The sequence below is a fragment of the Mesorhizobium sp. M1423 genome, assembly GCF_040317575.1.
In the GTDB taxonomy this organism is placed as follows: domain Bacteria; phylum Pseudomonadota; class Alphaproteobacteria; order Rhizobiales; family Rhizobiaceae; genus Mesorhizobium.
In genome coordinates this window covers 27,279-47,096 of record NZ_JAMYKU010000039.1, presented here as the reverse complement: position 1 = coordinate 47,096, position 19,818 = coordinate 27,279, and the positions used below count along the sequence as shown (strand labels likewise).

Sequence of the window (19,818 nt, the reverse complement as noted above, 5' to 3'; positions counted from 1 at the left end):
CTCCAAAATTCTTATGCCGTCCGCACCTGCGGTCGAGCGTGTCGCGCCAACATCGTTTGGGCAACCCAACGCATACCTTCCGGTCCGGAAACTGCTTACGCGTTTCATCGTCTATTCGGCAGTGGAAAATTAGGCCGATTTGGCAGTGCTCAGATTCGCGTAGCTGTCCTGCGTTCCGCTCGGAGAGGATGGCGAGTGGTTGCGGCAACTGCGCCTCAAGCTGGCGACGGCCGTCTGCAGCGTGCTGCTGCGGAGCAGCGCTGGGGCTGCGTTCGTCCGGACCATCGCAAGACCGCTTAATTAAATCCGGCCTGGAGACAGACCAACGCCGGCGCAACCTCACTCTGAAACCAAAAGACAATATCGATGACCTCCAACAGCTTATGCTCCCAAGGGTTCAAGCGCCTGCAAACATTCGCCATGCCAATTTCGCCATCGCCGCTTCGATAATGACGGCGCCATCAATTTCATGGAGCAAGCTTTGCCGCCAGGGTTCTGCCCGATGACCGCGACCAGGCTCGTGCATACCTCGATCACCATCACCAAGATCCTGCGAGACGCGGAAGAGGCAAGCCGCTCATGAACTGGCTAGAAGACTCCAAAACCCAAAAGCCGCTGATCGATGCGTGCTGCAGTAACGAAGTGTAACCGGGTTCCCACTACAAGAAACTCAAACCGCGCAAGACCGCTGATCGATACGACCACGATCTTCAAGGGTCTTGCCCTAATGGAAGCCGCCCCAATGGAAATCGCCACGAACGGCCATACGAGTAGCCATCTGATGACGTCACGGCGCTTTGCGCCTCTCTTCTGGACGCAGTTCCTGTCCGCCTTCAACGACAATTTCCTCAAGAACACGCTGGTGTTCCTTATTCTGTTTACCTTGGCGGCGGACAAGGCTGCATCACTGGTCACGCTGGCGGGTGCCGTCTTCATGGCTCCTTTCCTGCTCCTGTCCGCCGTTGGTGGCGAGATCGCCGACCGGTTCGACAAGGCGCTCATCGCCCGTCGGCTGAAATTCACCGAGATCGCCGCTGCGGCTGTCGCTGTCGTTGGAATCACGCTGTCGTCGATCCCGGTGCTGATGATCGCGTTGCTCATGTTCGGCATCATCTCGGCACTGTTCGGACCGATCAAGTACGGCATCCTGCCGGATCATCTCGAGCGCAAGGAATTGCCCCGCGCCAATGCCTGGATCGAATCGGCAACCTTCGCCGCCATCCTCGGCGGCACTATCGCCGGAGGCGTCGTCTCGGCCGATGGCATTGGCGTCTCGGTGTTCGGGCCGATCATGATGATCCTTGCCGTGGCCTGTTGGTTTGTCAGCCGCTACATTCCGTCCACCGGTTCTGCGGCTCCCGACCTAGTCATCGACAAAAACATCTTTCGCTCGACCTGGCGACAGGTGAACGGTTTGCGTGCCGACAAGCGGATCTGGCGCGCCGGACTGATGACGTCGTGGTTCTGGCTGATCGGGGCCATTGTCCTTTCGATCTTGCCTACGTTGGTCAAGGATTCGCTCGGTGGCGGAGAAATCGCTGTCACCGCCTATCTCGCGGTGTTCGCCGTCTCGATCGCCATCGGCTCTGCCATAGCCGCATGGATGTCGCAGGGCCGCATTGTGCTCTTGCCAGCCCCGGTTGGCACTGCGTTGATGGCACTATTCGGCTTGGACTTGGCCTGGACCATCTGGAGTATGCAGCCTTCGGTCAGGGCCGAAACGCTCGCAATATTCTTCGCCGGGCCAAACACGATCCATGTTGCGATCGACCTTGCCGGCATGGCTATTGCCAGCGCCTTTCTTGTCGTACCGACCTTCGCCGCCGTACAAGCCTGGGCGCCCGAAGCCAGCCGCGCTCGCGTCGTCGCCGCGGTGAGCATCGTCAATGCAGGCTTCATGACGGGGGGCGGCATACTTGTCGCCGCGATTCAAGCAGCGGGCGTCTCCACTGGAGGTATCCTGTTCGGCCTCGCCGCACTCAACGTGGTCGCCGCCTGGCTGATGCTGAGATATCTGCCAACCAACGCCTTCCGCGACTTCGTTTCCATTCTGTTCCGAGCCTTCCATCGTCTGGAAGTGGAGGGGCTGGACAACCTCAAGGCGGCCGGCCCGGCACCCATCCTGGCGCTCAACCATGTCAGTTTCCTCGACGGCCCACTGGCTTTGACGCTGACGGATGAGGAGCCGGTGTTTGCCATCGACTACACCATCGCCCAAGCCTGGTGGATGAAGCCGTTCATGAAACTTGCGCGCGCCCTGCCGCTCAATCCGGCCAAGCCGATGTCGACCCGCACGCTTATCAAGGCCGTGCAAGGCGGCGATCCGCTTGTCATCTTCCCCGAAGGCCGGATCACCGTGACCGGTGGCCTGATGAAGGTCTATGACGGTGCCGCCATGGTGGCCGACAAGACCGGCTCGATGGTCGTGCCAGTGCGCATCGACGGCCTGGAGAAGAGCTATTTTTCGCGGCTGAGTTCGCTGCATGTGCGCCGCCAGCTGTTCCCAAAAGTCAAGGTGACGATACTAGAACCGGCCAAACTTGAAGTACCGCCGGATCTCAAGGGCCGGAAGCGCCGCGCAGCGGCGGGTGCTGCCCTCTATCAGGTCATGTCGGATCTCGTCTTCCGCACCCAGGACATCGACAAGACTGTGCTGGAGAAGATCATCCAGACGGCGAACGAACGCGGCATGAAGCAACTGGCCGTGCAGGACCCCGTCACCGGTTCGCTGAGCTACGGCAAGCTGCTGACAGCCGCCGCCGTGCTTGGCGAGAAATTCAAGAACCTCTATGCCGGCCAGCAGACGCTCGGCATCATGCTGCCCAACGCCAACGGCGCCTGTGCGACGCTGCTCGGCGTCATGTCCGCCGGCAAGGTTCCGGCGATGATGAACTTCACTGCCGGTGCGGCCAACATCCTCTCCGCTTGCAAGGCCGCCGAGGTGCGCACCGTGCTGACTTCACGCGCCTTTGTCGAACAAGCGAAACTCGGCGCCGTGGTCGAGGAACTCGGCCGCTCGGTCGACATCGTCTGGCTCGATGATCTGCGGGCCACCATTGGCCTCAAGGACAAGCTGCTCGGCCTTCTGCGCAAGAGCGCACCCCGGGTCGCCCGCAAGCCCGAAGATCCGGCGGTGATCCTGTTCACCTCAGGTTCCGAAGGCACGCCCAAGGGCGTGGTGCTCACCCACCGCAACATCCTGGCCAATGCCGCCCAGGCCGCCTCGCGTATCGACTTTCATTCGGGCGACAAGGTTTTCAATGTGCTGCCGATCTTCCATTCCTTCGGCATGACGGCGGGCACGGTGCTGCCGCTGATCTCGGGCGTGCCGGTCTATTTCTATCCCTCCCCGCTGCACTATCGCATCGTGCCGGAGTTGGTCTACGCATCGAACGCGACGATCATCTTCGGCACCGATACGTTCCTCAGCGGCTATGCGCGTACGGCACACCCTTACGACTTCCGCTCAGTGCGCTATTGCTTTGCCGGCGCGGAACCGGTCAAGGCTTCTACGCGCGCGACTTATATGGAAAAGTTCGGCCTGCGCATCCTCGAAGGTTATGGCGTGACCGAAACCGCGCCCGTGATCTCCATCAACACGCCGATGTACAACCGCTCCGGCAGTGTCGGCAAAATCATGCCCGGTATGGAGTATCGCCTGGACCCGGTGCCTGGCGTCGAGGATGGCGGACGGCTTTTCGTGCGCGGGCCCAATGTCATGGCAGGCTATCTGCGCACCGAGAAGCCGGGCGTGCTCGAGCCGCTCGAAGACGGCTGGCATGACACCGGCGACGTCGTCGCCGTCGACGACGTCGGCTTCATCACCATTCGAGGCCGAGCGAAGCGCTTTGCCAAGATCGGTGGCGAGATGGTTTCGCTGGCCGCCGTCGAGGCGCTGGCGGGCGAATTGTGGAAAGGCTCGCTCTCGGCGGTCGCCGCCGTGCCAGATGTGCGCAAGGGCGAAAAGCTGGTCCTCATTACCGAGGCCGTCAACGCCACGCGTGCCGAATTCCTGGCCTTCGCCAAGGCCATCGGCGCCATGGACCTGATGGTGCCGGCCGAAGTGCGCGTCGTTGCGAAAGTGCCTGTCCTCGGTTCAGGCAAGCTCGATTTCTCCGCTGTGACCAAAATGGTGAGCGGCTATGACATGAAAACCCAAGCGGCTTGACAATAGCCGACTGAGGAAGTCGGCCTGTTTGCTCAATCAGGTGAAACTATGAGCTAGACGCGGATGCATGCAGTTTCGAACGAGGCTTCGACTCGTTTTTGCGGCTAACTTTTTTGTGTATCTCGGTTGGGAACACGGGACCGCCGCGAAAGTTCGGTGCACGCAGCGAATTCCTCCCCTCCGGGTATTGCTGCAGATCGGTATCCCGATCGGCCCGCGCCCCCCGCAAGGGCGCGGGCGTTGGCGCGTTGCTGTGGTGCTTATGCCATCTACTTCGATCCGCAAAACGGAATATGATCCCGACAGCAAAACCCTCTCGGTGTGGTTTGTCGCCAGCGGCAAACGGTACGAATTTGAGGACGTGCCGCCGGACATTTACGCCGAATTCCGAGCCGCCTTCGCTAAGGGTCGCTACTTCAACGACCACATCCGAAATCACTTCCGTTACCGGCTTGTTGCTACCGACGACCGGTGAGGACCTTTGGAGGAGGGATAGCGCATCCCCCGTTTGAGGGATGCGTTCCGGCGTACCAAAACTTAGACCTGTGTCGTGAGCAAGGGGTCGACTGCCGGCGCAGGGGGTCTAGAGTTCATACCTCCCATGATGCCTACTCTGGTAGCGAAGCCGCCCCAGGGCGACGGATGGACTCATGAGGTCAAGTTCGACGGCTACCGCTCCCAGATCATCATCGACGCCGGCCGGGTGCGCGTCTTCACCCGTCGCGGGCTCGACTGGACGTCGAAATACCGCGACCTCGCCGCAACAGCTAAAACGCTGGACGTTGAGAACGCCATCATCGACGGCGAAATCATCGTTCTCAACGACAAGGGCCTGTCCGACTTTGCCGAGCTGCGAAAAGCGATCACGCGACGCCAGCACGATCTCTATTTCGTCGCCTTCGATCTGCTGTACCTCAACGGTCACGATCTGCGCGAGATGGCGATGGAGCAGCGCCGCGAGATCCTGGAGGGCATCATCCCGTTAGACATCCGCATCCAGTTTAGCCAGGCGCTGCCGGGCGAGGCGAACGCCATCTATCACCTCGTCGATCAGGCCGGCCTGGAAGGCATGGTATCGAAGCGCCTCGGCAGCAGATATGTCAGCGGCCCGACCACAAACTGGCTGAAAACCAAATGCTATACGATTGGTGAATTCGAACTGCTCGGCGTTGAGCGGGAGCAAGGCAAGCCCGCCTTCGCCCTGATGGCGGAGCCCGGCACGCGCAAATATGTCGGCAGCGCTTTCGTCAGCATCAACCGCGAAATGCGCGAGCGGCTATGGAAGCGGGCGAAGGAGCATGCCGGCCCGCCGCCGAAGGACATGCCCAAACGGCCGGCGACGCAATGGGTCAAGCCAGGGATTAAGGCGCGCATCAAGTACCTGAGAGGTGAGGAAGACCTGCGGCATGCCTCCCTGCAGGATTTCTGGGACGAGGGTTAGTGCGGGTCTCGGAACCAATGCCTTTTGCGCATCGCCAACGCTTCTTTGAACGCGCGCGCCGCTCCGTCGCATGCCGCCTTCGAAGGACCATTGCACTTGAGAATGATCTCAGCCGTCCTGACAGTTAAGCCGTGCCTTTCGGCGAACTCTGCGGCGCTATAAGGATCGTCTTCAAGCGCGGATCTCGCTTTCGCCATTATGTGGCTTTCCTGAACAACTCAAGAAGTGTCGCCTCCTCGGTGCAGCCGTTGCCGAAGAGCGAAATGAGCGTCGCTGCCAGCCCATCTACTTCCGGGGATGATGGATCGAGCTTTCGCTCGCTGCAAACCTGATCGAAGACCCGCTGACAAATTGCGAGATCGTTGGGATAGAAACCATGGCCCGAAGGGCGCCCCAGCATCTGACTCACTCCCTCCCAAAGGAGCCGCGAGTTAGAAACAAATTCAACTACCGCTCGTAAGGGGAGTCAATGACACCGGAAGGAGTGTTAAAAACATACAATCTGAGCATCTCGTCAGTTGTCTTTTCGGGGAGCTTAGTATACCAGTAGTTACCGTCACCAAAGGGGGCGGTGTCCCTATGGTTGACGAAATCGAGCATAATAAGGCTACGATGACCGGTGCGGTAGTGAAGCGCTTAGTGCAAGAAACCGGCATTTCCGAACCACAAGCCAAAGACCTTGTAAGCCTGATAGGAAACAATTGGTCATCGCTTCTACGTGAAGCCCGCTTTCTGCGTGGAACCCGCTAATCGCGCGTCAGCCGCTCGACCGTTTCCACGATCGCCTTTGCAAGTGCCTCGCCCTCATGCACCGGCAGCGGGCCGTAGAGCAGGTTGACCGCTTCTTCGCTTGGCAGAACGCCGGCGGGGCAGGTCAGCTCAATCGCCATGCGAACGAGCTGCAGGCCAGTTCTTTCCCCATATTTGTAGTTCTCATCCATCGCCAGGATACTGGCGCTGGGCTGGCGATCGTCAAGACGGCGCCATTTCGACTGGATGTTCGAGCTGCCCGAAACCCCAGGACCTAAGTCTGACCGCCTTGGGCTATGGTCCTGCGCACAATAGCGCCTGGAACTTGCACGGCGGGTTGAAGTTGATAGCGTTGTCATGCGTATCCTAGTCCCTTCATGCGCTGATAGGGTCCGCTCCCACTGCTCGCACAGTGGCGAGCGGACCCTCGATCGCGCCCGCCTCCAGGAAGCCGCCAAGACCCTGCGACCCCGAACGAAATAAGAACAAAAATGCCAAGAGCGCCTTGACCGGAGAGGAATTTGTTCCTTATTTCTGTTTCAATCTGAGGCGGGAAGGAATGGTCGCGAAGTGCCAAAAGCGCTGGTCGGCGAAGCTATGGCAAACACAGCGGAGGACAATTTCCGGATCGAGGTTTGGGACCGCGAGGAGAAGGCGCTCGTTGAGACGATAAGTCGATCGCCGGATTCGAGCGTCAGCCAGGCCGCCTGGCAGGCAGCTATCAGGCGCCGGCCGGGGATGCTGCTGATCCACTACCACAGCCGGCATGTGATGGAGAAGATCGTTACACCGGGCGAGCCCACGGTGCCGCCGCATACCATCGTTGCGGGTAGCGTGCACACCGGCCTCGACGTATCGCTTGGCGATCTGCGCGAATGGCACACGCTGCGCGCCTGGTGCAAAAACTGCTCACATCATGCCGAGGTGAAGGCCGCTGGCCTGGTCCGGCGCTATGGCAAAGATGCGCTGTTCAGCACGGTCGAAAGGGCCCTGTTCTGTACGAGCTGTGACAGAGGCGGCCCGGTCAGGTTGGAGATCCACAAGCTGCCGAGGAACTGAAGCGCTCGCCTCGTGGGGAAGGTGGCCGGCGCCGCTTGGGGAGCGTTGGGGTAGTTTGCCTGAATAGGCGCCGGCCGGGCGGATTGGGGTCCGCCGCGGTGAATAGTACCGAACTTGGTGATTCAGGTAATTCCGCGATCACGGAAGACGGCCTACGCGCACCCGTCGGTTTCGCTTTCCTCGTCAACCGTCTTCACTGCCAGGTAGGCGTTGGTTTCCAGCCGCTCGCCAAAGCACAACCTGGATGAGGTCCATTCGGCCAATTTTCATCTCAGCGGCCGATGGAATTGGGCGCGTCCTTCGTGGGCTCCAGTCAATGCGCTGCGATTCAAGATGGTCGGAAGATCGGCCCGCGACATCCGCGGTGCGGTCCGCGGCGTTCTCGATCTCTTCGGCAATGGAGATTCGGCTCATCCCGCCTCGCCCTCGTCCTCGTGGTCTTTACCTAGGACTGGTTTCGGCAGCTTGGGAACCAATTTCCACATTTCGGAAACTGCTCGACATGATCTCTGCGGCTTATCCGAGTGAGCTCATCGAACCGGTCTTCATCATATGCGTGCACGGACACCACAGGATATGACGGATTGTCCCGGGAATGACACACCGCAGGCCATCCAGATCGGGTCCGGATCATCAGTTTAACGGGAGGGCCCATGGGGCGGGTCAGCGGGGTCTCACCTCCAACCTGGGAACAAAAACCGTCGGCTCATCCGGCTCTCGTCGGATCCGGTCTCTGAAGTTTTGAAACAGAAACCCGCGCCGATCCCCGCAGCGACACAGAGCGGCCCCACCCAGCCGCCTCGATCCAATCCACCGACACCACCGCATAGAATGCCAGCCGTCCTTGCACACGCTGACCCCGACGAATGGCGATAGGCAATCCTTGAGACGATGAACGTCAGAAAGCCCACTGCGATGGGATGGCCTGCAATCGCCCTCATGGTCAGTCATCAATCTCGTTGCCGTCGTCATCCTCGTCGGATCCGCGGTTGGGATCTTCGAGGTACGTTTGGCAGCCCTCGTTGAACGATTGGCTGTTTGAGCTGCAAGCGCTTTCGTCGCTGATCCCGTTCTGCTGAGCCCAATCATAGCCAGCCTTGTGGCCCGAGCAGTCTTCGGTGCAATCGTTGCCGCCAAAGGTCTCCTGAGCATTGGCCCCGCCGCACCAAACGAACAGCATCAGCGCAAAAGCGAATTTTTTTATAGTTCCTTCTCCTATCCATCACATGCGCACCCATGCGCCTTGTGGCAGTTCTTCTCCCTCGAGATGCAGCTATCGCCGCACGCCTTGCCGGCGGAGCACGTCTTGCAGCAGCCCTCGATCGGGATTGTCGACCAGGGTATTGGCGGATCCGGGCGCATGACGATCGACGCCGTCGGCATCAGCATGCCGGCGATCGCCGCAGCGGCGACGAGTCGAAACATGGTTGCCCCCTTCCCAAGGAAGGAGGATCAGAGCATTTGTGACGGCTCAAGTCGAGGGAGGTGCAAACGTGATGAAATGCAAGGTTTTCGCCCACTGTCTCACGGTGGAGGGCTCTTCTTTCATCGTGACATCCAGCCGTCCGGCCGTTGTCTGAGCGCATTGTCTCGTTGAGTTGCCGAAGCCGCTCTTTTCTCGCCGCCTCGGCCGCGTCCGACGCAATCTGCTTTGACCGATCACCATCCGGCAACCGCAAAGGGACGGCGAACACGACCCGGCTGACCGTCTGCGATCGGCGTGGCGATGAGAAGCGGCGAGCTGACGCCGAGCGCGGCCATGGCTTTTGCGGCACCGTCGAAGTGGCTCGCCAGCTCAAGGCCTTCATGCAGGAAGAGCAGTGAGAGCAGCAGGCGACCCGTCAGCAGGGTCAAGTCGCTAAGGTGTAATTTCGAGGCGATTTGTGTCGTTGTCACGATTGGCTCCAGCAAGGAAAGAAGTGGCAGGCGCTGTGCAGCGCCTGCCTGGTTTATTTTGTCACTTTCTCAATCTGGTCGGCGAGCTCGGGCTGCGCGAGATGACGGGCACGGGAAGGTTTCGGGCATGGGGAATTGTTTAGTCCGCAGGCCATTCGCGGCTAACTTTACGAAATTATCGAACTTGACGAACTTACGATCTGCAACCATATTGGTGACAGCAGGAGGTTGTCATCATGGCCGCTCCAAAACGCAGCAATCATGGCGGGACCGCATCGCATGCGGGGGTCGCCACCCTGAGCTTCACCGCAAAGCTTCCGGCACAGGCAGCCTTCAAGAAGGTATTGCTCGAACGCTATCAGGAAGCGATCGCACGCAGCCGCAAGATCGGCCACCGCGTATCGTTCCGGGTAGAGGTCGATCCGGCGGCTGATGCGCAGACGATCACTCCGGTCGAAGAGCAACCGATCGCTTCAGACGATAGCTTTCCCGTCGAGGACACGGGCAGGCCCGATGCCGAACTCGAGGCGGCTCTTGCCGAAGCGCGCGCGCGTGGCCACAAGCGTGTCGCCGAAATTGTCGCCGGCGAGGAGATGCTGAGCGCGGAAGCCTTTGCCAAACTGCTCGGCACGTCGCGCGTGACCGTCAACGTCAGGCGGCAAAGCGGACAGGTGCTCGGGATCGATGGCGCCAAACGCGGTTTCCGCTTTCCTGTCTGGCAACTCGACAAGGACGGTCGTCCCTTCGGCGCATTGCCGGCGCTGCATGCCATGTTGGGCAATAGCGCCTGGGCCGTCTATCGGTTTCTGGTGTCGCGCCATGGCGCCCTCGACGGCCGGACTGGCCTTCGAGCCCTTCAACAAGGCGATGACGCCTCGGTTTTGGCCGCGGCGGAAGGCATGGCCAGGGGCAATTTCGACTGAATGCCCGGCGTTCCACCTCCACCCGATTTCGGGCGTGCAAACCTCGAAATCGAGACCATACCGCGGGGTCGGACGTTCGGTCGGATCTACTGGAGCACCTACCCCGATCCGTTGGGATACGGGAAGTCGCCGAGCCGGTTCAGCGATCCTCGACGCCTCGGTGACGCCAACCGGTTTGGCGTTCTTTACCTCGGCGACTCCCTGAAGGTGTGCTTCCTAGAGACCGTGCTCCGCGACCGCCGCGAAGGGATACTTGACGATCTTCCAAAGAGGAGGTGGAGCTGACCCGACGGCGCTATGCGGAGATCGCGACCACGACAGACCTACGCCTGGTCGATCTCAGAGGCGACAATGCCGTTCGGATGGGTGTGCCGACCGATGTCGTCCGGGCACAGCGCCAGAACCTGGCACGCCGGTGGTCACTGGCGTTTCACGAGCACCCATCTGAGCCCGACGGGATCATTTATCCCTCGCGCCTCAATGAGGCGACCAATCTTGCCATCTACGATCGCGCGGTACCGAAGCTTCAGCCGAAGCGTGTTGTGACGCTTCTTGGCGCGCCAGGGCTGGCCCAGGTTATGGAGGATTTCAGGGTGGGGTTGGTGTGAAGATGCAGCTCGTATCCGCATCGCTTGGCGAAGATGGCTGTAGCGCCAGAAGCGTCCACTAAGCCGGAGCAACGGAACGACCGGTGTGGGGGCCGCAGGCCGACTGTCCGCTCATGGGCGTCGAGGGTTGAATAGCTGCCGTAAAGCGGCTGAGCTCGACGGCGGCTTCTGGCCCGATTCGGACGCTCCAAATCCGTTCGATGAACGTCCGGAACAGTGGTGGATAGCTGCCCGCCAATGGGCAGCATATAGATCGGAAGGGGGCGATCTAAAGAATTAGATTTCTCTGGCCATGCTGTAACCGCCTGGCGGTGTTTTTCGCAGCTCTTGACCTTCCAGTAGCTGGAAGGACTATCTCTCGATTTCAACCGACGAGGAGACGCCAATGAACATCGGAACCGCTTCCGAAAAGTCCGGCCTGCCGCCGAAAACAATCCGCTATTACGAGGAAATCGGGCTCCTGAAGGCCGGCCGTGCAGGAAACGGATATCGCGACTATTCAATGTCAGACGTGCATCGGCTGCGTTTCCTGCAGCGCTCGCGCAGCCTGGGCTTCTCTGTCGAGGAATGCCGCCAACTCCTGTCGCTCTACGGCGACAAGGAGCGCGAGAGCGCCGACGTCAAGGCGATCGCGGAGGTCAAGCTCGCGGAAATCGATCGCAAGATCGCGGAGCTTGCGAGCCTGCGCGACACGCTCAGGCATCTCGTTCACAATTGCCACGGCGACGAGCGGCCGGATTGCCCGATCATCGACGGCCTTGCGGGAAGCGGCACGGTCCAGTGAGGCGCATCACCGTCATCGCCGCGGTCCTGTTCGTGACCGGCGTCGCTGGAACAGCGTTGTCAGGAACGGCCGTCACCCCGGTTGTCGCGGAACGCCAGGCGGCGATGAAGGCGATGGCGGACGCCGCCAAAACCATCTCCGGGATTTTTGACGGGAAGCTGGCCTATGACGCGGCGACGTTCAAGGCGGCCGCCGAGACCATCCGCCACCGGTCCGGAAAGGCGATGGTTGAGAGTTTCCCAGGGGGCTCGTTTGGCGCGTCGTCTGCTGCGAAGGTGGAGATCGAACAGTCCCGCGAGGAATTCACAGCACTTGCCCGCCATCTCCAAGACCTGGCGGCTGAGCTGTCATTGGCGGCTGACAATGCTCCCGACGGCATTACCGAATCGATGAGGATGGCGCCGGGTATGGCCATGGGTAGCAGCCTTCTCGGGAAGCGGGCTGGCGTGGCGGCCGAGGCCGATCCTTCGAAGATGCCAGCCGAACATCTGTTCCACCTGATCTTGCAGGAGTGCACGAATTGCCACGCCAAGTTCAGGGAGAAGCGGCAGTAAGCAAGGGCATCGACTTCATGCGACGCCGGACTAGGTGACGAGGACAGCAAACCGACAGGAATCCTACAATGTTCGTACAGCCCGTCGACTACTTCCTTGCAGTCTGGTTCGTTCTTGCGGGCGTCAGTACGGCTTATGTGGCGTGGGATCAGTTCCGCAACAATCCCGAACCCGTAGTGATGAAATGGGGCTTTATCCTGGTCACGCTCTATATGGGACCGCTGGGGCTGTTGATTTACGTGCTGGCCGACAAGGAGCCGCGGCCGGGCGAGCACGAGGCGTTCACGGAGCCGCTCTGGAAGCAGGGCGTCGGCTCGACGATCCACTGCGTCGCCGGAGACGCTACGGGCATCATCCTCGCAGCGGCAGTCACCGCCGCCCTTGGGCTGCCGATGTGGATCGATCTCATCGTGGAATACGTTGCCGGGTTCGCCTTCGGCCTGTTCATCTTCCAGTCGCTGTTCATGAAGTCGATGATGGGCGGCACCTATTGGGAGAACGTCCGCAAGAGCTTCGTGCCGGAATTCATCAGCATGAACTTCATGATGGCAGGCATGGCTCCGGTGATGAGCTTCCTGATGATGGGCAGCGACATGCGGGCCATGGAGCCGACCGAACTCCTGTTCTGGGGCGTCATGTCATTCGGCGTGATCGTTGGATTCATGACGGCATATCCGTCGAACGTGTGGATGGTAGCCCGTGGCCTCAAGCACGGTCTGATGACGCAACGCGAGCAGGAATTCGACAAGGCGGAGGAAGGCAAGCGCGAGCACGCGCACGCCAGCGCGGAAGCCAAAGCAACGGGACACCGTCACGACGAGAAAGAGCATGAGCCCGAAGCGGCGGAAGATCGCCCGGGAAATGGCGCTCGCGCCTGCCTGCAGGAACACGCCAACCCTGGACGTCACGGTCCCGACGGCAATCCGGGCCCAGGCCATCACGGATCATCCGGGCACGGATCGGCGCACGCCGAGCAGGGCATCGCTGTTTTCGCGGCGATCGGCCGCCATCCGCTCCATCCTATGCTGGTGCCGCTTCCGATCGGATTCTTCGTCGCGGCACTGCTTGCCGACCTCGCTTTTTGGGTGACCGGGTCGCCGGGCGCGGCGAGCGCAGCCGCATGGCTGGTCGCCGGGGGTGTCGTCAGCGGCACCGTCGCCGCCGCTGCGGGCCTTGCCGACTTTTTCGGAAACGCTGAGATACGTGCGCTCTACCACGCGCGCTATCATCTCGCCGGAAACCTGGCGGTCTTGGCGATCGGGGCGGTCAGTCTGTGGGTGCGCGCCTCGACAGCAGGGGCCGAAGCAGTGCTGCCCTGGGGCCTGTTTCTGTCGGTCGTCATCGTCGCGCTCCTGGGATTCACCGGGTGGCACGGCGGCGAGATGGTCTTCGGTCACGGCGTGGGCATGCGGCCGCATCGCCATGGAGCACGGCACGGGGCCCCTCAGCAGAGGTCCGGATCCGGCCACGGCGCGCATGGTGAAGGCGGAAACGGATCGCATGGTCCGCACGGCGGCCACGGCATGGAACCGGACGCGACCGTGCCGCAGCTCGCGGCGGTCAGCGGCGTTTCCATGCTCGCGCTGGCGCTGGGCATGGTCGCACCCGCCAATTGGGTGAATCTCACCCTCAGCGCCCGCGACGTCGGCGGCGCAATAATGCCTCCCGGCATGATCATGGACCGCGATACGCCCGCGGAAGCGATGCTGGACATGGCCGCCGTGCATCCCCGCCTGATCAGCGCCAGCTATGGACTGGACGTTCGCGGCGACCGGGAACTGGAACCCAGGATCGACAACGGGGTGAAGGTGTTCGACCTGGAGACGTCCGTCATCCGCTGGGCGATCCTGCCGGACGTGAACGTCGACGCCTACGCGATCAACGGCCAGGTTCCGGGCCCAAGGCTGCATATCCGGCAAGGCGACCGCGTTCGCATCAACGTCACGAACCGCTTGCCGGAGAGCACGACCATCCACTGGCACGGGTTGATCCTACCTAACGAAATGGACGGCCCGGCCGAGATCACGCAGGAACCGATCCCGCCCGGCGGCAGCTATCGATACGAGTTCACGGCGGGCCAATCGGGGACCTACTTCTATCACTCGCACGACCATGTCGACCGCCAGCAGGCGCTCGGACTCTACGGGGCGCTGATCATCGATCCCGCGAATGCGGAAGACGAAATTCCGGCCGACCACGACTATGTGATCCAGCTGCAGGAGTGGCTGATGCGGGAGGGCCTGACGTTTCCATCGATGCCGATGGACGGCGGCCAGCCGAACTACTTCACCATCAACGGCCGCGCCTATCCTTCGACGGACACGATCAGGATGAAGGTCGGCGAAACCCTGAAAGTGCGCTTCATCGGCACCAACAACGGGTTCATCCATCCCATGCACATCCACGGCGGTCCGTTCGAGGTCATCGCCCGCGACGGCGAGACCATCCCGGAGTCGGCACGTTTCCTCGCCGACACAGTCAACGTCGGTCCAGGACAGCGCTACGATGTCGTCTGGGAGGCACGCCGGCCCGGCAAATGGCTCATTCACTGCCATATCGGGCATCACACCACCAACAACAACGTCGAAGAAAAGGGTGGTGGCGGACTGATGGTCGTGATCGATGTGCACCCCTGAATCCCGTCCTGCGAGGCCAAAGCTAGATGGACGCTTTTGCCGTTTACGGCGGCCTGTTTGCTGCTGCCTTCGCCGCGGCGACCATCCTTCCGGCGCAGTCGGAGGGCGTCCTTGCAGGACTCCTCGCTACAGGTTCCTTCTCGCCAGCAATGCTGGTCCTTGTCGCCAGCACAGGAAACATCCTCGGTTCGACCGTGAATTGGGCTCTGGGCAGAGGGATCGAACGATTCCGGGACAGGCCCTGGTTTCCGGTGCCTCCCGCAGCGCTCGACCGCGCCACGCGCTGGTATCGCCGCTATGGAAGATGGTCGCTCCTGTTGAGCTGGGTGCCGATAGTCGGCGATCCCCTGACCGTGGTCGCGGGGGTTCTGCGCGAGCCCCTGTGGAGCTTCGTCGCTATCGTCGCCGTCGCGAAGGTCACGCGGTACCTGGCGGTCGCCGGGGCTGTGCTGAGCCTGATGTAACCGACCATGCAGGGGATAGTAACATGCAGTTGCGTTCACTTTTGTTTGCACTGCAACAAAATGGGCGCAGGTTGCCTTGACAAATCAGGCGAACAATTGTCCCAAGGGCGCGATGACGAATGTTGGTCGAATCTCGATCTTGGGAAACATACCGCTCCGAGCAATCCTGGCGGTCGTGTTCCTGGTCATGTCGGCTCTTCAGCCCGGTCTGTTTGCCACGGCCAACGCCACGGGGTTTCACAGCGACGCAGGGATGAATCTCCCTGCCGAAGACCACTCCCACGAGATGGGTGGTCACAACCACGGCGCCGCTGCCGACGATTCGGATATGTCAGAGCACGACCACGGCACGAAGAATTCCAGCGACAAAACCTGCGAAGTCCATTGCGCGCCGGCACATGCGGTGCCGGTCGAATGCCCTGACTTGGAGCATGTCGTCTCCCGCTGCTTTGCGTCGGTCGTTGCCGTTACTCTGCCGCTTGGCGAATACACAGCGCTGATAAGACCCCCCAAACATCTGAACTGACGCGCCCTCTTCGGGCGTTCGCGCGCTGCGTCGGGAATCCGTTCCCCCGCGGCCAAACGCACACGTCATGCTTCAGGTCTACAATGAAAATCGCAAGCTCCGCGATGCTGCTCGCATCGCTGTTAGTTGCCGGATGTACGGCAACCACGCCGGACATCCTGCCTGCCTTCAATCCGGCCGATCCCGCAATGGGCGTCCGTGATGCGCACTACCACCCAGTCGTCGTCGACTATCGCCACCGGGAGCCAGTCGATCCGCGGAATTGGCGGCGTCTCAATCAAGAACGTTCTCCCGCGAACCCGGGAGCCGGATCATGACGCGCCGGTTCCTGATCATAGCTTCGGTGGTGACCATTCCGCTGATCGCAGCCGGATGCACGACCAGCGGGGCTCTTGATGGAATCTCAGCCCCGATGGCTGGCTTCACGACAGTCGCGGCGCGTGCCGAATCCGTGACCGGCAAGCAACCCGTGTGGGTGCAGTCCAGCGAGGAAGCGCGGATGGTTTCGGAGCGCGTGAAGCGCCTTGTCCAGAAGAAGACGATCGCCCCGGACACCGCGGTGCAGGTCGCCTTGCTCAACAACAAGGGCCTGCAGGCCGCTTACGCCGAGATCGGCCTGTCGGCGGCTGACATGTGGCAGGAAACGATGCTCGTCAATCCGACGATCTCGGTCGGCATGATCGGCGTCGATCCTGTGCGGACGATTGAAGGAGCGGTGGTCAGCAACATCCTTGCGCTGGCGACCCACAAGCGGCGCGTCGCAGTCGCGGATGCACGTTTCCGCCAGGCCCAGCTCCGCGCCGCCGAAGAAACGCTACGACTGGCCGCGGACACGCGGCGGGCCTGGATCAATGCTGTCTCGGCCTGGGAGAGCGTTTCATATTTGAACAAGGCGCAAGCCGCAGCCGACGCTGCCTCCGAACTTGCTCAAAAACTTGGAGAGACGGGCGCCTTCACAAAGACCGGTCAGGCCCGCGAACACGTCTTCTACGCCGAGATCACCGGTCAGGCGGCGGAGGCGCGGCTCGCCGCCCGGACTGCCAAGGAAGAGCTCACCCGGCTGATGGGTCTATGGGGACCGGACGTCGATTACTCAGTCCCCAACACGCTTCCAGCCTTGCCCAAAGGGGCCAAGGCCAAACGCGCAATCGAGGCGGAGGCGCTAAAAAATCGTGTCGACCTTGAGATCGCGAAGCTTGAGCTGGACGCGCTGGCGAAATCCTATGGTCTGACCGAGGCGACGCGCTACGTCAGCGATCTGGAACTGCTTTCAGGCGTGGAGGTGGAACGTGAGGAGGCGGAGGAGGGCGGAACGGAGACGATTGTCTCACCCACTCTCGAGCTTGAGTTCGTCATTCCGATTTTCGATACCGGCAAGGCACGTATGCGCAAGGCCGAGCTTGCTTACATGCAAGCCGCAAACCGGTTCGCGGAAAAGGCGGTCAACATCCGGTCGGAGGCCAGATCCGCCTATGACGCGTATCGTTCGACCTACGACATTGCCCGACACTATCGCAACAATGTTGTACCGCTGCGAACAAAGATCGAGGCGGAGTCGCTCCTTACCTACAACGGTATGATCACCAACACGTTCGAGCTGCTGGCGGACACTCGCGCGAAAATCAGCTCGATCATGCTTTCCGTCAACGCCAAGCGCAATTTCTGGCTGGCCGATGTCAACCTCGGAACCGCCATCCACGGTGGCGGCGCAAGCTCGCCCGGCGGCGGCGACGCACCGGCCGCGGCCGAAGCGGGCGCCGAACGCCACTGAACTCAAGGAGAAGACAATGCTTTCAAGACGTCAATTGCTAGGCGCGGGAGCCCTGCTCGCCGGCGCCACTGCATGGACCAAAACGTCCGCGATGGGGCTGCCCGACGCTCCAATCATGGAGTCCCCCGACATGCAGCCTCCGATCTTCCCGACGAGCGGACCGGACTACCAGCCGGTCGTGACGCTCAATGGCTGGACCCTTCCGCATCGCATGAACAACGGCGTGAAGGAGTTCCACCTCGTAGCCGAGCCGGTCGAGCGCGAGATGTCGCCCGGCATGACTGCCTATCTCTGGGGCTACAACGGTCAATCTCCCGGCCCGACCATAGAGGCGGTCGAGGGCGATCGAGTCCGCATCTTCGTGACAAACAAGCTGCCGGAGCACACGACGATCCATTGGCACGGCATGATCCTGCCCAACGGCATGGACGGCGTGACCGGTCTTACCCAACCCGGAATCCCGCCCGGCAAGACCTTCGTCTACGAGTTCGACCTCGTGAAGAGCGGCACATTCATGTACCACCCGCACGCCGACGAAATGGTCCAGATGGCGATGGGCATGATGGGCTTCTTCGTCATTCATCCCAAGGACCCGAAATTCATGCGCGTGGACCGCGATTTCGTGTTCCTGCTGAACGCCTTCGACATCGAACCGGGGTCGTATGTCCCGCGTATCATGGAGATGACGGATTTCAATCTCTGGGGCTGGAACAGCCGCGTCTTTCCGGGGATCAGTCATCTTCCAGTGGCGAAAAACGACCGGGTCAGGGTCCGCGTGGGCAATCTGACCATGACCAATCATCCGATCCACATGCATGGCTACGACTTCGAGGTGACCTGCACCGATGGTGGCTGGGTCCGGCCGGAGGCGCGGTGGCCGGAGGTGTCGATCGACATCCCCGTCGGCGCCATGCGGGCATATGAGTTCGAAGCCAAATACGAGGGCGATTGGGCGATCCATTGCCATAAGTCGCACCACACAATGAACGCCATGGGCCACGACGTGCCCACGTTCATCGGCGTCGACAACTCGAAGGTCACCGACAAGATCCGCCGGGTCCAGCCCGAATACATGGCGATGGGTGACCGCGGCATGGCCGACATGGGCGAGATGGAGATGCCACTTCCCGACAACACGATCCCGATGATGAGCGGCTGGGGCCAATTCGGCGCCATCGAGATGGGCGGCATGTTCTCGGTCGTGAAGGTTCGCGAGGGCCTCGCCTCGAACGATTACGCCGATCCGGGCTGGTACCAGCACCCGGAGGGGACCGTGGCTTACGAGTGGAAGGGGGATGTCCCCGCTCCGACGAAATCAGGCGACGCAAAAACGATGGCCCCGGCAACGCACGGCGGTCACGGCAAACAGGGATAAGAAACCGAAACCCCTCAACCTCAACCATGAGAGAAAGTGCAGCATGAAACATATAATCGCAGCAGCCGTTTTGATGGCGGTCAGTTCGGGAGCAGCTTTTGCCGGTGGAACCCATGCCGGAGGCCATGGCGACAAAGCCGCCACGATGCCGATCGGCAGCCCTGGTGAGGCTGGCAAGGCAAAGCGGACTGTCAACATCTCGATGTCGGAGAAGAACGACGGGACGATGTTGTTCCAACCGGCCGTGCTCAAGGTGAAGAAGGGCGAGACCGTTCGCCTGAAATTCGTCAACAAGGGCCAAGTCGACCACGAATTCGTCATGGACGTCCATGAGGGGATCATGGAGCACAAGGCGCTGATGGAGAAGTTTCCCGAGATGGAGCACGCCGATCCCAACTCGGTCCGACTGGCGCCCGGCGCCAGAGGCGAGATCATCTGGACGTTCGCCAATGCCGGCGAATTCGGCTTCGCCTGCCTAATCCCGGGTCACTACGATTCCGGCATGAAGGGCGATATCAGCGTCGCCCACTGATCCCCAAACCGCAAAGGAAGCAGTCATGAAGATATTGATAAGAGCATTCTCGACCCTCGCGCTCGCGCTCGCCATCGGCGGGAGCGCGTTCGCACAGGAATACGTAAAAGGCGAAGTCGTCAAAGTCGACGCCAAGCAGAAAAAGCTGACGATCAAACATGAGCCACTGACCAATCTCGACATGCCCGCGATGACGATGGTGTTCGTCGTTGCGGAGCAGGGCATGCTCGACAAAGTCAAAGCGGGTCAAGCAATCGAGTTCACAGCCGACCGCGTCAACGGACGGATTACGGTTACCGAGATCAAGTAAATGCACGCCATCCGCCGCGGG

The 19,818-nt window shown here is 61.1% G+C and carries 21 protein-coding genes; 17 read left to right on the top strand and 4 right to left on the bottom strand.

The genetic code is table 11. The features are described from left to right. Positions 1–742 precede the first annotated feature (742 nt). From NKG95_RS31330 to NKG95_RS31320, 3 genes are all read left to right on the top strand, one after another. A complete protein-coding gene (locus tag NKG95_RS31330) occupies positions 743–4,168 on the top strand; it encodes an acyl-[ACP]--phospholipid O-acyltransferase (RefSeq protein WP_353043423.1) in 3,426 nt (1,141 codons plus the stop codon). 67 nt (positions 4,169–4,235) lie between these two features. Further along, complete coding sequence (locus NKG95_RS31325) at positions 4,236–4,643, top strand: KTSC domain-containing protein (protein WP_353043421.1); 408 nt, start codon at positions 4,236–4,238, stop codon at positions 4,641–4,643. Between the two features lie 126 nt (positions 4,644–4,769). After that, positions 4,770–5,609, top strand: a complete 840-nt coding sequence (locus NKG95_RS31320; RefSeq protein WP_502914003.1) for an ATP-dependent DNA ligase — start codon at positions 4,770–4,772, stop codon at positions 5,607–5,609. A 196-nt stretch (positions 5,610–5,805) separates the two neighbouring features. On the opposite strand, the gene NKG95_RS31315 is transcribed toward NKG95_RS31320, so the two are convergent. After that, a complete protein-coding gene (locus NKG95_RS31315) occupies positions 5,806–6,009 on the bottom strand; it encodes a hypothetical protein (protein ID WP_353043420.1) in 204 nt (67 codons plus the stop codon). 346 nt (positions 6,010–6,355) lie between these two features. Then, a complete protein-coding gene (locus NKG95_RS31310; protein WP_353043418.1) occupies positions 6,356–6,499 on the bottom strand; it encodes a hypothetical protein in 144 nt (47 codons plus the stop codon). Positions 6,500–6,956: 457 nt separating this feature from the next. Between NKG95_RS31310 and NKG95_RS31305 the strand changes: the two genes are divergently transcribed. Then, positions 6,957–7,418 (top strand): hypothetical protein, encoded by a 462-nt coding sequence (locus tag NKG95_RS31305; protein ID WP_353043417.1) that lies wholly within the window; start codon positions 6,957–6,959, stop codon positions 7,416–7,418. Between the two features lie 943 nt (positions 7,419–8,361). On the opposite strand, the gene NKG95_RS31300 is transcribed toward NKG95_RS31305, so the two are convergent. Next, entirely contained in the window at positions 8,362–8,598 is a 237-nt protein-coding gene (locus tag NKG95_RS31300; RefSeq protein WP_353043415.1) for a hypothetical protein, read from the bottom strand. Between the two features lie 479 nt (positions 8,599–9,077). Next, positions 9,078–9,314 carry a hypothetical protein gene (locus NKG95_RS31295; RefSeq protein WP_353043414.1) on the bottom strand — a complete coding sequence of 79 codons (237 nt, stop codon included), beginning with the start codon at positions 9,312–9,314 and terminating at the stop codon, positions 9,078–9,080. Here NKG95_RS31295 and NKG95_RS31290 point away from each other — a divergent pair. From NKG95_RS31290 to NKG95_RS31230, 13 genes are all read left to right on the top strand, one after another. Further along, on the top strand, positions 9,302–9,457 hold the full coding sequence (locus tag NKG95_RS31290; RefSeq protein ID WP_353043412.1) for a helix-turn-helix domain-containing protein: 156 nt from the start codon (positions 9,302–9,304) through the stop codon (positions 9,455–9,457). The two genes, NKG95_RS31295 and NKG95_RS31290, sit on opposite strands and share 13 nt — an antisense overlap. Positions 9,458–9,550: 93 nt before the next feature. Beyond that, the gene (locus tag NKG95_RS31285) at positions 9,551–10,237 is read left to right on the top strand and encodes an XRE family transcriptional regulator (RefSeq protein WP_353043411.1); all 687 of its coding nucleotides are present in this window, start codon (positions 9,551–9,553) and stop codon (positions 10,235–10,237) included. Next, entirely contained in the window at positions 10,238–10,522 is a 285-nt protein-coding gene (locus NKG95_RS31280; protein WP_353043410.1) for an RES domain-containing protein, read from the top strand. Further along, complete coding sequence (locus NKG95_RS31275) at positions 10,513–10,845, top strand: RES domain-containing protein (RefSeq protein WP_353043409.1); 333 nt, start codon at positions 10,513–10,515, stop codon at positions 10,843–10,845. The genes NKG95_RS31280 and NKG95_RS31275 overlap by 10 nt, the downstream gene beginning before the upstream one ends. A 385-nt stretch (positions 10,846–11,230) precedes the next feature. Next, positions 11,231–11,629 carry a Cu(I)-responsive transcriptional regulator gene (cueR, locus tag NKG95_RS31270; RefSeq protein WP_353043407.1) on the top strand — a complete coding sequence of 133 codons (399 nt, stop codon included), beginning with the start codon at positions 11,231–11,233 and terminating at the stop codon, positions 11,627–11,629. Positions 11,630–11,661: 32 nt separating this feature from the next. Beyond that, positions 11,662–12,183 (top strand): cytochrome c, encoded by a 522-nt coding sequence (locus NKG95_RS31265; protein ID WP_353043406.1) that lies wholly within the window; start codon positions 11,662–11,664, stop codon positions 12,181–12,183. A gap of 68 nt (positions 12,184–12,251) precedes the next feature. Beyond that, entirely contained in the window at positions 12,252–14,819 is a 2,568-nt protein-coding gene (locus NKG95_RS31260) for a multicopper oxidase domain-containing protein (protein ID WP_353043405.1), read from the top strand. Positions 14,820–14,845: 26 nt separating this feature from the next. Beyond that, positions 14,846–15,283 carry a YqaA family protein gene (locus tag NKG95_RS31255; protein WP_353043403.1) on the top strand — a complete coding sequence of 146 codons (438 nt, stop codon included), beginning with the start codon at positions 14,846–14,848 and terminating at the stop codon, positions 15,281–15,283. 76 nt (positions 15,284–15,359) lie between these two features. Beyond that, the gene (locus NKG95_RS31250) at positions 15,360–15,809 is read left to right on the top strand and encodes a hypothetical protein (RefSeq protein WP_353043402.1); all 450 of its coding nucleotides are present in this window, start codon (positions 15,360–15,362) and stop codon (positions 15,807–15,809) included. Between the two features lie 313 nt (positions 15,810–16,122). After that, positions 16,123–17,580, top strand: coding sequence for a TolC family protein (locus NKG95_RS31245; RefSeq protein ID WP_353043401.1), 1,458 nt, complete (start codon positions 16,123–16,125; stop codon positions 17,578–17,580). Between the two features lie 16 nt (positions 17,581–17,596). Further along, on the top strand, positions 17,597–18,955 hold the full coding sequence (locus NKG95_RS31240) for a multicopper oxidase family protein (protein WP_353043400.1): 1,359 nt from the start codon (positions 17,597–17,599) through the stop codon (positions 18,953–18,955). 43 nt (positions 18,956–18,998) lie between these two features. Then, positions 18,999–19,487, top strand: coding sequence for a cupredoxin domain-containing protein (locus NKG95_RS31235; protein ID WP_353043399.1), 489 nt, complete (start codon positions 18,999–19,001; stop codon positions 19,485–19,487). A 25-nt stretch (positions 19,488–19,512) separates the two neighbouring features. Further along, positions 19,513–19,797 carry a copper-binding protein gene (locus tag NKG95_RS31230; RefSeq protein ID WP_023721705.1) on the top strand — a complete coding sequence of 95 codons (285 nt, stop codon included), beginning with the start codon at positions 19,513–19,515 and terminating at the stop codon, positions 19,795–19,797. The last annotated feature ends 21 nt before the right edge of the window (positions 19,798–19,818 follow it).

Bases quoted from the DNA above. Each gene is read 5' to 3' on its own strand.
- NKG95_RS31325 (WP_353043421.1), top strand. From the start codon at position 4,236: ATGCAGTTTCGAACGAGGCTTCGACTCGTTTTTGCGGCTAACTTTTTT.
- NKG95_RS31280 (WP_353043410.1), top strand. From the start codon at position 10,238: ATGCCCGGCGTTCCACCTCCACCCGATTTCGGGCGTGCAAACCTCGAA.
- NKG95_RS31300 (WP_353043415.1), bottom strand. From the start codon at position 8,598: ATGCTGTTCGTTTGGTGCGGCGGGGCCAATGCTCAGGAGACCTTTGGC.
- cueR (WP_353043407.1), top strand. From the start codon at position 11,231: ATGAACATCGGAACCGCTTCCGAAAAGTCCGGCCTGCCGCCGAAAACA.
- NKG95_RS31285 (WP_353043411.1), top strand. From the start codon at position 9,551: ATGGCCGCTCCAAAACGCAGCAATCATGGCGGGACCGCATCGCATGCG.
- NKG95_RS31320 (WP_502914003.1), top strand. From the start codon at position 4,770: ATGATGCCTACTCTGGTAGCGAAGCCGCCCCAGGGCGACGGATGGACT.
- NKG95_RS31330 (WP_353043423.1), top strand. From the start codon at position 743: ATGGAAATCGCCACGAACGGCCATACGAGTAGCCATCTGATGACGTCA.
- NKG95_RS31310 (WP_353043418.1), bottom strand. From the start codon at position 6,499: ATGGCGATTGAGCTGACCTGCCCCGCCGGCGTTCTGCCAAGCGAAGAA.
- NKG95_RS31255 (WP_353043403.1), top strand. From the start codon at position 14,846: ATGGACGCTTTTGCCGTTTACGGCGGCCTGTTTGCTGCTGCCTTCGCC.
- NKG95_RS31230 (WP_023721705.1), top strand. From the start codon at position 19,513: ATGAAGATATTGATAAGAGCATTCTCGACCCTCGCGCTCGCGCTCGCC.
- NKG95_RS31305 (WP_353043417.1), top strand. From the start codon at position 6,957: ATGGCAAACACAGCGGAGGACAATTTCCGGATCGAGGTTTGGGACCGC.
- NKG95_RS31245 (WP_353043401.1), top strand. From the start codon at position 16,123: ATGACGCGCCGGTTCCTGATCATAGCTTCGGTGGTGACCATTCCGCTG.
- NKG95_RS31235 (WP_353043399.1), top strand. From the start codon at position 18,999: ATGAAACATATAATCGCAGCAGCCGTTTTGATGGCGGTCAGTTCGGGA.
- NKG95_RS31260 (WP_353043405.1), top strand. From the start codon at position 12,252: ATGTTCGTACAGCCCGTCGACTACTTCCTTGCAGTCTGGTTCGTTCTT.
- NKG95_RS31315 (WP_353043420.1), bottom strand. From the start codon at position 6,009: ATGCTGGGGCGCCCTTCGGGCCATGGTTTCTATCCCAACGATCTCGCA.
- NKG95_RS31240 (WP_353043400.1), top strand. From the start codon at position 17,597: ATGCTTTCAAGACGTCAATTGCTAGGCGCGGGAGCCCTGCTCGCCGGC.